Origin of the sequence: Microbacterium natoriense, assembly GCF_030816295.1 — a bacterium.
GTDB lineage: Bacteria > Actinomycetota > Actinomycetes > Actinomycetales > Microbacteriaceae > Microbacterium > Microbacterium natoriense_A.
This window is the reverse complement of record NZ_JAUSXV010000001.1, coordinates 445,127-457,533: the sequence shown is the minus strand read 5'-3', so window position 1 is coordinate 457,533 and position 12,407 is coordinate 445,127. Positions and strand designations below refer to the sequence as shown.

The 12,407-nt window shown below is 64.6% G+C and carries 9 protein-coding genes; 5 read left to right on the top strand and 4 right to left on the bottom strand.

The features are described from left to right. Positions 1-12: 12 nt before the first annotated feature. The 4 genes from QFZ53_RS02145 to QFZ53_RS02130 all read left to right on the top strand — a co-directional run bounded on the left by QFZ53_RS02145 (position 13) and on the right by QFZ53_RS02130 (position 3,946). Positions 13-1,521: a sulfatase family protein gene (locus tag QFZ53_RS02145; RefSeq protein ID WP_307293016.1), complete on the top strand. Its 1,509-nt coding sequence runs from the start codon at positions 13-15 to the stop codon at positions 1,519-1,521. 67 nt (positions 1,522-1,588) lie between these two features. After that, positions 1,589-1,804, top strand: coding sequence for a hypothetical protein (locus QFZ53_RS02140; RefSeq protein WP_307293014.1), 216 nt, complete (start codon positions 1,589-1,591; stop codon positions 1,802-1,804). A 70-nt stretch (positions 1,805-1,874) separates the two neighbouring features. Further along, on the top strand, positions 1,875-2,684 hold the full coding sequence (locus QFZ53_RS02135) for an SDR family oxidoreductase (RefSeq protein ID WP_307293013.1): 810 nt from the start codon (positions 1,875-1,877) through the stop codon (positions 2,682-2,684). 26 nt (positions 2,685-2,710) lie between these two features. Further along, a complete protein-coding gene (locus QFZ53_RS02130; RefSeq protein ID WP_307293011.1) occupies positions 2,711-3,946 on the top strand; it encodes a serine hydrolase domain-containing protein in 1,236 nt (411 codons plus the stop codon). Positions 3,947-3,970: 24 nt separating this feature from the next. Here QFZ53_RS02130 and QFZ53_RS02125 read toward each other — a convergent pair whose 3' ends face one another. Then, positions 3,971-4,585 carry a response regulator transcription factor gene (locus QFZ53_RS02125; RefSeq protein ID WP_307293009.1) on the bottom strand — a complete coding sequence of 205 codons (615 nt, stop codon included), beginning with the start codon at positions 4,583-4,585 and terminating at the stop codon, positions 3,971-3,973. Positions 4,586-4,889: 304 nt separating this feature from the next. Here QFZ53_RS02125 and QFZ53_RS02120 point away from each other — a divergent pair, with 304 nt between their 5' ends. Next, on the top strand, positions 4,890-8,471 hold the full coding sequence (locus QFZ53_RS02120; RefSeq protein ID WP_307293007.1) for a DUF5979 domain-containing protein: 3,582 nt from the start codon (positions 4,890-4,892) through the stop codon (positions 8,469-8,471). Between the two features lie 59 nt (positions 8,472-8,530). On the opposite strand, the gene QFZ53_RS02115 is transcribed toward QFZ53_RS02120, so the two are convergent. From QFZ53_RS02115 to QFZ53_RS02105, 3 genes are all read right to left on the bottom strand, one after another. Beyond that, the gene (locus QFZ53_RS02115; RefSeq protein WP_307293005.1) at positions 8,531-9,718 is read right to left on the bottom strand and encodes a sensor histidine kinase; all 1,188 of its coding nucleotides are present in this window, start codon (positions 9,716-9,718) and stop codon (positions 8,531-8,533) included. 449 nt (positions 9,719-10,167) lie between these two features. Next, complete coding sequence (locus QFZ53_RS02110; RefSeq protein ID WP_307293003.1) at positions 10,168-12,033, bottom strand: apiosidase-like domain-containing protein; 1,866 nt, start codon at positions 12,031-12,033, stop codon at positions 10,168-10,170. Further along, positions 12,008-12,382, bottom strand: coding sequence for a DUF5060 domain-containing protein (locus QFZ53_RS02105; RefSeq protein WP_307299336.1), 375 nt, complete (start codon positions 12,380-12,382; stop codon positions 12,008-12,010). The genes QFZ53_RS02110 and QFZ53_RS02105 overlap by 26 nt, the downstream gene beginning before the upstream one ends. Positions 12,383-12,407 lie beyond the last annotated feature (25 nt).

Genomic DNA, 12,407 nt, shown 5'->3' with positions numbered 1-12,407 from the left:
CGAAAGAAGATCATGACTCGAACGAACGTCATCTTCGTCATGTCCGACGACCACGCGGCGCATGCGATCTCGGCATACGGCAGCAGAGTGAACCACACCCCTCATCTCGATCGGATCGCCGCCGAGGGCATGCGGATGGACGCCGTGTTCTGCACGAACTCGATCTGCAGTCCGTCGCGTGCGACGATCCTGACCGGGACGTACAGTCACGTCAACGGCGTCTCCTCGATCTGGACCGAGATGGACTATCGCGTGCCGACCTTCCCCGAGGTCCTCCAGCAGAGCGGCTACAAGACCGCGATGTTCGGCAAATGGCACCTGGGCGAGCACGGCACGGCGCTTCCACGCGGCTTCGACGCCTGGAAGATCTTCCCAGGCCAGGGAGACTACGTCGACCCGATGATGATCGATGAAACGGGTGCCCGGCCGGTGCAGGGCTACGCCACCGACATCGTCACCGACCTCTCCCTCGACTGGATCGATTCGCTCGGTGAAGACGAGCCGTTCTGCATGATGGTGCACCACAAGGCGCCGCATCGACCATGGGTTCCCGACGAGAAGCACAAGCACCTGTACGCGGACGGCTCGATCCCCGAGCCCGAGACGTTCTTCGACGACTACGAGACGCGCAGCAAGGCGGTGCGCGGAGTCCGGATGACGATCGCCGACGATATGGGCTCCGAGGACCTGAAGCAGGAGGTGCCGGAGCACCTGCGCGGACCGGAGAACCGCGAAGCGCGGATGCGCTGGAAGTACCAGATCTACATGCGCGACTACCTGCAGTGCATCCAGTCGATCGACGACAACATCGGCCGGCTGCTCGACCACCTGGAGGAACGCGGTCTGGCCGAGAACACGCTCGTCGTGTACACCTCGGACCAGGGCTTCTTCCTCGGTGACCACGGCTGGTTCGACAAGCGCCTGATGTTCGATCAGTCGCTGCAGATGCCGATGCTGATGCGCTGGCCGGCCGAGATCGAAGCGGGCAGCACGTGCGATGCGATCATCACGAACGTCGACTTCGCCGCGACCTTCCTCGACATCTGCGGGGTCGACGCCGCCGAGGCTCTTCCCACGTCTCAGGGGCGCAGCTTCCGTTCCCTGCTGCGGGGCGAGGAGGTGGAGGACTGGCCGGATGCCGTGTACTACCGGTACTGGGAGCATGACGATCCGATCCACGCGGCACCCGCGCACTACGGCATCCGCACGGCCGATCACAAACTCATCTACTACTACGGCGCAGGCCTCGATGTTCCCGGCGCATCTCACACCGTGTTCGAGCCCGAGTGGGAGCTCTACGATCTGAAGAGCGACCCGAGCGAAGTGCGCAACGTCGCCGACGACCCGGGCTACGCGGGCATCAAAGCCGAGCTCGAGGTCAAGCTCGCCGAGTATCAGGGCCGTTATGCGGACGAGCCGTACGTCGGACCGGACACCCCGCGTCCGGAATGGGGGCCGTACGACGCCGAACTCTTCGCGATGGTGGAGATGTACGTGGCACACATCCGTTCGAGCTCCTGACCAGCGGGGAGCATCGCGCCCTATATCACTTCGCAGTACCCACCCATCACATCGACTGGAGAATCACATGGCCACCTACGATCTTTCAACCACCCCGCTGCGCGTGCTTCTGGACGCGCCCGATGCGCGGGCAGTCATCGATGAGCTGCTTCCTGAACTGCCGGAGCACCCCATGATTCAGATGGCATACGGCATGAGTGTCGACAGCGTTCTCGCCTTCGCCGCTGGGGCGGGCGATCCCGAGCGCGTCACAGCGCTGCGAGATGCCCTGAATCGGCTCTGAGCGCCGTGAGCGTGCGGTTGCGCCCTATCGGCGGCGGGTCGTCCACAAGCTCTGACCGACAGGAGAGAACATGAACAACCGTGTCCGATTCACGGGCTCGCACGTGCTGATCACCGGAGCCGGCAGCGGTATCGGTCGTTTGATGGCGATCGGCGCGGCGCGGCGCGGCGCTCGCGTCACGATCTGGGACCTCTCAGAGGAACGCGGCACCAAGGTCCGTGACGAGATCCGATCGTTCGGCGGGCAGGCGCAGGTGCGAACCATCGACATCACCGACCGGGCGGCGGTGGACGCGGCGGCGGCCGACACGGGCACAGTCGACATCCTCATCAACAACGCCGGGATCGTCACGGGCAAGCGGCTCCTCGATTCCGATCCCGACGCGATCCAGCGCACATTCGCCGTGAACACGCTCAGTCTCTACTGGATGACACGCGCCTTTCTCGGGGGAATGCTGCAGCGCGACCGCGGCACCGTCGTCACTGTCGCCAGCGCGGCAGGGCTGGTGGGGGTCGCCCGGCAGACCGACTACTCGGCGAGCAAGTTCGCCGCGTTCGGATTCAACGAATCGCTGCGTGCCGAGCTTCGCACCGAGGGCAGCTCGGTGCGCACGTTGATCGTGTGCCCGTTCTACGTCAACACAGGCATGTTCGAAGGGGTCAAGACGAAGTACCCGTTCCTGCTTCCGATCCTCGACGAAGACGTGGTGGCGGAGAAGATCCTCACAGCGGTGAGCCGGGGCAAGGAGCAGCTGATCATGCCCGGAGCGGTCCGGCTCCTGCCCAGCGGACGAATGTTCCCGGTTCGCGGATTCGACGCGATCATGAACGCTCTCGGCGTCAACCGCACGATGGACCACTTCGTCGGCCGACGTGGCTGACGCGTGACGGCCGTTCTGTTGGACCGGTGCGATCTGCACGGGCAGCCGTCCCCACCGCGGCGAAGTCGACGACGGGAGGCGGCGTGCTCCCGATGATGATCCGCGGTGACGCCGAGACGACGTTCTCACGCGTCCGCGACGAGTTCGCTGCGATCAGCGCGGACCATCTGGCCGGGCATTCGCTCGCGATCTACCATCGAGGTCGGCAGGTCGTCGACCTGATGAGCGGAAGCGCGCAACCGACGGAGGACGGTGCGTGGCGACGGGACACTCTTGCCACCGCGTTCTCCGTCAGCAAGGGAGTTCTCGCGCTTCTCATCCATCGACTCGTCGACGCCGGCCAGATGGAGATCGACGCTCCGGTCATGTCGGTCTGGCCGGACTTCGGGCGGAACGGGAAGCAGAGCATCACCATCCGCGAGGTCCTCGACCACCGTGCGGGCCTGATCTCGCTCCACTCGGATCTCGCCCTTCCGGACCTTCTCGCCTGGGAACCCGTCATTCGAGCCCTTGAGGATCAGGAACCGCTCTGGCCCAGTGGGCAGCAGTTCGGCTACCACGCCCTCACCTGGGGGTGGCTGGTCGGCGAGATCCTACGACGAGCAACAGGACAGCATCCTCGGATCCTCATCGAGAGCGAACTCCGCGCGCCCCTCGGCTTGGACCTCTGGCTGGGCCTGCCGGCGCGCGAGACGTATCGGCTGGCGGTCACCCGGCCAGCACCCCGGGAGAACCCTGCGAAGATCCCATTGCGGGTGCTGGCGCACGTACGCAAGATGCGCATCCGCCCCGAGGTCATGCGCTCCGTGACGATGGGAACCGCACTCTGGAATCCGGAAGCGGCTTTCAACGACATCGACGTCATCAAGGCCGGACTGCCAGCCGCGGGAGTCGTCGCCACAACCTCCTCGCTGGCTCGGCTGTTCGCCGCTGCAGTCGGAGAGATCGATGGTGTGCGACTCTTGTCCGATCAGTCGGTCGATACCATCCTCGACGCACCGACAGACGTGCCCCATTGGGGAGGGGTCTCATCGCCCACGGCGATGTTCTCGTCCGGCTTCATGCTCCGCCGGGCGGTCGACCGACCTCTTCTGTCAAGCCATTCCTTCGGGCATGACGGTGCGCTCGGGCAACTCGTGTTCGCCGACGCGGACGAGCAGATCGGCTTCGCGTACAACACGAACCGTTCTTTCGGTCTGATGGACCGCCGTGCCGATCGCCTCGTTCGCGCCCTCAAGTCAGATCTGTCTGCGTTCCCCTGAGTCCGTACCGATAGCTGAATCTCTTCATAGGGCGTCGAGCCAGCCGTTCTGTGCCGCGATGCGTGCAGCATCGGACCGGCGTGAGGCGTGGAGTTTGGCCATCGCCTCGGAGATCACATTGCGCACGGTGCCCTCGGTGAGGTGGAGCGATCCTGCGATCGCAGTCGTGGACGCCTCGGCGAGTACGGCGGCGAGGACCTGGGTCTCTCTCATCGTGAGGGGAGACGCGCCTTTCGCGAGGCTCTCCGACGCCAGAGTGGGGTCCACGACACGGACTCCGCGGTTGACGGTGCGGATCGCGCTGAAGAGCTCTGCAGCAGGAACGTCTTTGAGGATGAACCCGGACGCGCCCAGCTTCATCGCTCGGCTGAGGTACCCGGGCCGGGCGAATGCAGTCAGCATGAGGACGTGACAGCCCGGGACCGATCGGATGATCTCCTCCGCCGTGCTGATCCCGTCGATGTCAGGCATGTGGACATCGAGGAGAGCGACATCAGGCCGGGTGTCGTCGGCGAGACGGATCGCGTCTGCGCCAGATGACGCTTCGGCCACGACGTGGAAGTCCGGCTGCAGGTTCACCACTGCGGCGAGCGACTGTCGGATAAGGGATTGGTCGTCCGCGATCAGGATCCGGATCACATTGTCCGCAATATCGGATGGCCGAGGCCGGTCGGGGCCGTGTACCACGGGGCTCTCCTCTCCACTCCGCGCCCAACCATAGCCCCACAGCACAGGTGCCGGGGCAGTGGGGATGGGCATCCGCCCTGGCGTGTACGGCCAGTCTGCCCTTCTCGCGACGATAGCGTGCGATCACTGTTCTTGAGCCATGACAAATGTCATCGGTCTTCCGGGGAAGACGTCGGTCTCGTTCTGCGTCGGATAGCGTCGCGTGAGTTGTTTCGCGCGAACAGATGTCGCGCGGGCGTTGTGGAATGGGGATCTCATGGGGGCAATTCGTCGTACCCGAACGGGGACGCTCGCGGGGCGTTTGGTCGCTGCGGTACTCGGCGTGGCGGTCGCCGCGAGCGGGCTCTTCGTCGCGCAGCCGGCGTGGGCCGCGCCGTCGTTGGGACTGACGGTCAGTGCCGTGACGCCGACGGCCGCAGCTGGCACTCCGGCGACCTTCCAGATCTCCTGGTCCTGCAGTTCTGTCGACACAGCGTGCACGGGTGGACGGATCACAGTCCCGCTGCCGACCCTGTCTCCGGACGCCAACGTCGCGACCGCTTTCTATAGCGCGTCGCCGTCGACAGGTGGGTTCTCTCAGGCGCCGACTGTGCAGAACGGTGTGATCACCTGGGTGCTCAGCGATCCGATTCCGGCTGGTTCGTCGGGGCAGATGACGTTCAGCGTGCTGCCTCCGAACGCGGGGTCCCCGAACGGTGACACGATCAATCCGGTCGTCTCCTTCGCCGTCGAAGGCATCAGCGTGACAGCCACCACGTCGGCAACTGTGACGTCGGATCCGACGATCGTGACGACGAAGAGACTGTCGAATCCCAACGTCACCCCTGCCTTGGATGCGCCGGTGACGTACTTCGTCCAGACCCGCCATGCGGGGCCTCCCAACGTGAGTCCGCCCACGACGGGTGTGTGGGGCGTGACGGAGGTCGTCACCGTCGATCACATCCCCGACGGAGCGGAGTTCGTGTCGGCGACTGGCGGCGGCGTGTTCGATCCCGTGACCCGGCTCGTCACCTGGCCTTCCTGGTCTGACCCGTCAACACCGGGGCCGCTCGGATACGGTTTCGCAACCCCGCCCGAGTACCAGCTCGTGTTGCGATACCCGTCGTCGACGTTCACGACAGCATCGGTCGTGACCAACACCGCCTCCGCGACGGCGCATCCGCTCTTCCGCCCTGACGAGACATTGCACTCAGCGGGCGCGGCTGTCACGCACGGACTTCAGCACATGGTCGGGGCCGGGTCTATCGCGAAGAGGCCACCTCTGTCGTCTCCCTTTCTGGCCCAACGCGGTCAGTCGACGGGGTGGATGATCGTTGCCGCGAACAGCGGCTCCTCGGCCTTGAATCTCGACATCGTCGATCCGCTTCCCTGCCTGTGGTCCTCTCCAACGGACGGTTCGACAACGTGTTCGACGCCTGCCACCGGCGCCCTGTCGGTCGCCCTGGCGAACGGGACGGTTCTGACGTCGACGGAACCGCTGCACGTGAGCTACGTGACGAACCTCGGTGGAACAGGGGTCATCACCTACCAGCCGGGAAGTGCCGCGGGCGAATCCTCGGCCCGGACGGTGTCTCTGCCTGTAGGAGAATGGGTGACCCAGCTGCACGTGACGGGGCAACTCGCTGCGGGAGACACGCTCCGGTTCTTGATCACGCCTCCCGTCTCGACGACGCTTCCGACGGACTCGACCGGAGCCGTCTATCAGCAGTCGGGTGTGCCGACCGGTGGTGACGACGTGTACATCGAGAACTGCTTCACGTCTGCGTCATTGGCCGACGCTGCCACGGGGGCGACGATCACAGCCCTGGATCTCACAGCGCCGGTGGCGACGCGTTGCGGGTACGTGAAGGTGCCGCCGAGCGCGCCGTCGTATCAGGTGTTCAAGAACTCCAGCAACTCGGTGCAGGGAATCAGCGGGCGGGTGACGTTCTCGTTCCAGGGCAAGGCCCTAGCGGGAAGCGTGAACTGGTTCCCTGTCGTGACGGATCTGCTTCCTGCCGACCTGCGCTACGTCCCCGGGTCGCTGGCCGTGCAGTCGGATGCCGCGGTGCTGGCAGGAGTGCCCACGAGCGCGATGAAGGTGGAGGTCATCGACGATTTCAATGGAACAGGCAGGCAACTGCTGCGGGTCAGCTGGCCCGGTTCCGCCGGCATCCCGCCGAACACCGGCTTCCTCCGGCTCAGTTTCCAGGCCGAGGTCCAGCCGAACGCGCCGGTGGGTCAGCGACTCAATACGGCGCAGTTCTTCGATGCGGCTATCGCGAATCACAAGAAGCCCGATCAATGCGGGGATGCCCGCTCGCCCGCGACCGCCGACCCCGAGAACACGTCCGGTCTCGACGACTCCGCAGCGCTCGGTTGCACGACGTCGGCGCCGTACACGGTCGTCGCCTCCGGGGCGGTCGGGGGGACGAAATGGGTGAAGGGGTCGCTTGATCCCGTCTTCCAGGCGACTCCGGCTGTTGGTCGGACTCTTCCCGGGGAATCATCCGAGTACCGGCTGGACGTGACGAACACCGGCAACGTGCCGATCTCGAATGTCATCGCCTACGACATCCTTCCCTACGTCGGCGACACGGGCGTGGGACCGGCCGCGGGCCAGACGCGGGGATCCATGTGGCAGGCTCAGCTGGCATCCGCGGTCACGACCGCGGTGCCGGGTGCGACCATCCAGTACTCGCTGTCGTCGAATCCGTGCCGGGGCGAGGTCATGCAGTCAGGGGCTCCTCGGGCATCAGCACCCGCGGGGTGCATCGATGACTGGACGACTGTTCTTCCAGCAGATCTCAGTACCGTGAGAGCGATCCGCGTCGACTTCGGCGCGGAGGTGTTCGATGTCGCCGAGACCCAGAACATCCAGCTGCCCATCACGGCGCCGGACAATGCAGAGGGGGTGGCATGGAACAGCTTCGCGGTGGCTGCATTCCGGATTGACAACAGCTCATGGCTGCTTCCCGTGGAACCCGCCAAGGTCGGATTGCAGATCTCACCGCTGCTGTCGATCGACTCCGTGGGCGATCCGGTGTGCGTGCCCGCGCCGGGAGGCCGCTACGACATCTCCGTGACCAACGATCCCCGAACGGTCGATGCGACGTCGGTCACCGTGTCCGTCAGCATTCCGCCCGGAGTGACCGTGAGAAGTGTCGACGCCGGTGACGGCGGGACCTTCGACCCCGCCACGGGCGTGTGGACGATCGAGCGGATCGAACCCGGGTCGACTGCGACGCTCTCCCTCGCTCTCGATTCCTCGGCCGGCAGCACCGCCACCGTTCAGGCTGCACTGACGAGTACCGCACAGAACGGTACGGCGTTGCCGGGAGACGACACGGTCACGAGCAGCGAGGTAGAGGTCTCAGCGTGCACGGGAACGTTCGACATCATCAAGGATGTCGTCGGCTCCGGGCATTCCTTGATCGGGACTGATCGTGCGTTCATCGTGCATTACAACTACCCGGCCGGCGACTACTACGAAGCTGGAGAAGGGACGTTGACCGTCCACGCCGACGGGGTGCCGGTGAGCGGCCCCGTGCTGCCGGCGGGAGCGATCGTCACGCTCGAGGAAGAAACACCCGCTGGTGTCCCCGGTACGAGTTGGGCGCCGCCGAGCTTCGATCAGGCGATCATCACGATCTCCGATGGAACAGTCGTTCACGTCGGATTGACGAACACCATCGACGTACTCCCTGCACCGCCGACGCCGACGCCGGCGTCCACCGATGCGCCTCTGGCACAGACCGGTGGGGAGCTGTCGTGGTATGCGGTGATGATGGGCACGTTCCTCGTGCTCGGGGGAGCGATGATCACGGCAGGACGCAGACGAATCAGGCACACGCGGTGATCGCGGGGTCATTGCGTTCGATGCTGTAGCGGCGCCTTAGGCGCAGTGCGACCGTTCTGTCACGACGCCGGTGGCTTCCATGACGCGACGATATGAAAACCACCGGCGTCGTTTCTGCCGAACACGAGTGCTCCACCGGAGGACTCGACGCGCTCGGTCAGTCCTATGAGCCCGGTGCCTGGAGCGTCGTCGTGTTCGATAGGGGTGCCGTCGTCCCAGATTCCGACGCTTCCGGGCGCCAACGTGATGTGAACCAGTTCGGCGCGTGTGTGCCGGATGATGTTGGTCGACGATTCACGGATCAGGAATGCGGCGGCAGCCTGTGCGTGGCTGACGACGGAGCGGGCATCGCCGGTCACGTGGACAGTGAGTCCGACGGATTTCAGGAGCGAGACAGCCTCGCGGAGCTCCTGAGCGAGGTCGGGCTGCCGCGCTTCGAGTGCTGTCGTCCTCATGTCTTTCAGCGCGGTGCGGATGAGCCGGTGCAGATCGGTGAGCTCGCGACGGGCGGTCTCAGGGTCGGTATCGATGAGGAGATCAGCGTAGGCGATCTTGGTGGCCGCTGCGGTCAGCGATGTTCCGAGGGTGTCGTGGAGGTCGCGAGCGATGCGGATTCGTTCGGCCTGAATGGCCGCGGGGAGCAGCATGGCCTCCGCAGCGCGCATTCGCGACGAGCTCGTGGTCACCCACGCGACGCACAGTCCGACCCCGACGGCGATCAGGAGCAGGACGACCGTGCGGGTGGCGTGCAGCGCTCCGCGGGTGAGCCAGAGGTCGATGAGGATGGCGGTCAGGACGAAGGGGAGCAACCAACGGTTCAACCGCGGACGCAGCAGCAGTGTGGTGGTGAAGAACAGCAGTTCCCAGACCGGGCCGCCCCACTCTCTGAAGATCACGAGGTAGGGGAGGCCGGCGGCCAGGCTGCACACGATCAGCAGTGATCGCTTCTTCTCCTCCCCACCCACGGCGATGAGAGATGCGGTGAGGTTGACGACCCCGAAGAGGATGAGCAGGGTCGCGGCCAGGCCGTTCTGGGATTCGGGGAAACCGAAGAGGGTGTCGCTCGATGCGAGCAGGCCGATGACTGTCAGGGGGATCTCGACGTGTGCCAGAAGCAGGGCGGTGCGGGCGATGCTTCGGGAGACCGGATCCCATGATGACGGATCGACGGCCTTCTCGATCCTGTCGATCAGCGGCCGGGCTAGTGCCTGGTCGCCTTCCCGCCGAGCGGATGGTGTGAGGCTCATTCCCTACTCCTCATCGAGCTGCGCGAACGGACAGTCGCAGACTACGACACCGGACGGTCGGGTGCCTCATGCTGCCGCGCCATTGCGTGGAACGGGGTGACAAATGTCACCGCCATCGGGTGACTTTCGAGAGTGTCGTCCCTGCGGATGGGTCTCGATAATTGTGTTGGGTGGGGTACGTACGGATGTCGGCGGCTCGACCCCAGCACCCCGGGTTCACGGGCAACGTGAGCGGTAGGACTCCACCGGCGCGATCCTCCCTATCTGCGCCGGGGTGGAGTCTCACCCGGAGAAGCGCTCCCCGCTTCTCCTCGGCCTCGGCTCTCGTCACCTTCCCCACGAAGGGAGACGAGGGCCGGGGTGTTCTCCAAGTGCAGCTCTGCTTTCGACGCAGCGGAGGCTATCGGTCAGCCGAGCGCCTCCGCTGCGTGTTGAGCAGCACGCAATGCCTACGGCAGTCGGTAGCTCTCGTACAGTTCGATTACCTGGCCATCCGACAGTGCGCTGTCGTAGATCTGGGCTTCGTCGATCAGCCCGTTCATGAAGGCGAGATTCGATGCCGTCTTGTGACCGAAGCGCCACGGGTCGGTGATGTCTTTGAGTGATCCGCTGATCATCCCGCTGGCGCCCGTTTCCACACCATTGAGATAGGCCCGGTATTGCGCACCGTCGTATACCGCAACCAAGTGTTCCCAGGTGCCTGGCACGAGGGGGCGGTTGAAGCTGGCCACACCGGAGTACCACCCGGTGTTCGTCGTTTGAGCGACGAAGTGCCCAGCGCCCGAGGGGAGCACCAAGAATCTTGCTCCTCCTCCCGCGCCTGTCGAACTTTCTTTACCGAGGGGGGTGACGTTTGCACCGGGCGCGCCGTTCACGTTCACCCAGATGGAGAGCGTGAACTCGGCGAACCCGTCCAGACCTGGAGTGTCCGCCACCTCAGCGAAGTCGTTGACCCCGTCGAGGCTGAGTGCTTTGCCTGAGATACCGCTGTCGACGACACTGGCGCCGTCGTGTAGTACGGCCGGGTGCCCATTGCCAGAGGCGTCGTCGACCTGATCGCCGTTGCTCGCGTCGAATTTCCATTCGCCCACCGGCGCAGGCAGCTGGTCATCTTCAGTACCTGCGCACGTCGGTTCCGCTCCCGGCGCGGTCGTGGCGACGCCGTTCTTCTCGACGAGCAGCACCCAGTCCGACTCTGTCGGCTTGAGCGGCATGCACCAACTGCCCGACGCGCTCGGAGTGACTTCCGTCGCGATCTCGGTCCGGTCTCCGGTTGTGGGATCGATCCACGTTGCACGATATGCGCTGGCAGGATCCATCTGCCTGAGCAGCCCGGTCTCAGGGGATGAATGGTAGAAGTAGCCCACATAGGTGTCGTTGGAGTCGGACGCCACGGCGCTTGATCCTCCGTGAGCGAAGTCCACCCACGCCGGATCCGTGAACCTTGGTTCGAGGTGCGGCCAATCGAGAGACGTGAAGATTCGCTTCATAATGCCCATCTGCTCGCCGCCCGCTTGATGCAGGCCGTCCCACCAGGAGACGTCTTCGCCGTATCCGTCCAGGCTGACGTTCCAGATTCCTTGGGATCCGTATGAATAGCCCGAGCTCCCCGCAAGAATCGCCTTGTACGCACCCTTTCGCACGATCGCCGCATCGATGCTGAGGCGCATTCCTTCGTAGTTGAGTTCGCTTTCCAGGAATGGCTTGGTCGGTACGTAGTCCCAGGACTCCTGATAGTGGGCGAGCGACGGCAGGGTATTGTGCCCTCCTTGAATCATCGTGAAGTCATGCCACGGCTGTTCGACCCACGGAGATTTCGGCGCCCCGGCGGCCTGATGCACAGACTGCGGGTGGTCGTAGTCGTCGGTGGCCTCAATCTCTTCCGCTGCCGCCATCCAGACCGACTCCGTGCCCGCAGGCGCAAGATCGACTTCCTGCGCCGTGAACCAGGTCACAGGGTATGCGCCGAAACGCGCGACGAACAGACGGGCAAGGCGCCGGGCGCCTTCCTCGGTGAGTTGCGCCGAGTGGTGCCACGATCCGATCCCCATGTTGTGGACGAGCCCTTTGCCCGCGATGTACTTCGCCTTGCGGTCGTAGTCCTGGACGAGACTGAGATCGATCTGGGTGCACCCCGCGTTGCAGAGAGAGAGGCGGTGGCCGTCTGGTTCTGACTGGATTGCCGTATAGCCCTGTTCGACTCGCTTGTCGATGACCGCTTTGAACTGGGACTCGACTCCTTCGACCCCACTTCCGTCCCACTGCTCTTGACTGAGGAATCGGTGGGTGTCATCCAGATAGAAGAAGCGGCACACCGTCGTCGTAGGAGAGGTCTCGGCCGCTGTCGGCGACCTGCAGAAAGCCGTGCTGATAGATGTCCTCGGTGCTGGTGTTCGGCGAGACCTGGATCACCCCTTGGCGGTGGTGCAGGCCGGCGTTCGTTGTGTCGCTCGACGACGTCACAAAAGTCCACTCTCCCAACTCGGTAGGTGCGAACCGAACCTTCCACTTCTTCCCCCCGTCCCAGAACGCGGGTCTGCTGATGACCTGGCCATCCGAGGAGTGAGTGAACGTTGCGGTGACCTCGACGTCGGTGAACGGTGCGGCGTAGTTCACGTCGCTCACGAACGTGTACTCTGCGACGTGCCACTGCTGCACCGACATCGGTTTGAGCGGTGGGCTCGCGACG